The organism is Variovorax sp. E3, assembly GCF_016082275.1.
In the GTDB taxonomy this organism is placed as follows: Bacteria; Pseudomonadota; Gammaproteobacteria; order Burkholderiales; family Burkholderiaceae_C; genus Variovorax.
Genome location: NZ_MOWM01000355.1, coordinates 1 through 925, shown reverse-complemented (window position 1 = coordinate 925; position 925 = coordinate 1). Strand labels below are relative to the sequence as shown.

The window sequence follows — 925 nt, the reverse complement described above, 5'->3', positions numbered from 1 at the left end:
GGCCAACACGCAGCAGGTGGCCGACGTGGTCAAGGCCTGCGCGGCAGCGGGCGCGGCCATCGTTCCGCAGGGCGGCAACACCGGCCTGGCGGTCGGCTCCATCCCCGACGACAGCGGCACGCAGGTCGTGCTGAGCCTGCAGCGCCTGAACGCCATCCGCACCATCGACGGCGCCAACCTCACCATGACCGTCGAGGCCGGCTGCATCCTGCAGACGCTGCAAGAGACGGCAGAGAAGGCCGGCTTCCTGTTTCCCCTGAGCCTTGCGGCCGAAGGCAGCTGCACCATCGGCGGCAACCTGGCGACCAACGCCGGCGGCACGCAGGTGGTTCGCTACGGCAACACGCGCGACCTGTGCCTGGGCCTGGAAGTGGTCACGCCGCAGGGCGAGATCTGGGAAGGCACCAGCGGCCTGCGCAAGGACAACACCGGCTACGACCTGCGCGACCTCATCGTGGGCAGCGAAGGCACGCTGGGCATCATCACCGCCGCGACCATGAAGCTGTACCCGCTGCCGGCCGCGCAACTGACGGCCTGGGCGGCGGTGCCCTCGCTCGACCACGCGGTCACGCTGCTGGGCCTGGCGCACAAGCACCTGGGCTCGGGCCTGACGGGCTTCGAGGTGATGGGCAAGTTCGCGCTGAGCCTGGTCGACAAGCACATGCCGCAACTGCGCGTGCCCTTCATCCAGGACGAGGCCGTGCCGTACTGTGTGCTGCTGGAGAACTCCGACAGCGAGTCCGAAGACCATGCCCGTGCGCGCTTCGAGGCGCTGCTGGAAACGGCTTTTGAAGATGGCTGCGTGAGCGACGCCGTGGTGGCCGAGAACCTGACGCAGGCGCACCAGCTGTGGCACATCCGCGAGAGCATTCCCTTGGCGCAGGCCGAGGAAGGTCTCAACATCAAGCACGACATCTCGATTCCG

General features: G+C 68.1%; 1 protein-coding gene. It reads left to right on the top strand.

What is annotated here, in order from left to right; genetic code table 11:
* The coding region (locus tag BMG07_RS40830) for an FAD-binding oxidoreductase (RefSeq protein ID WP_198089227.1) at positions 1 to 925 on the top strand (925 nt) is incomplete at both ends.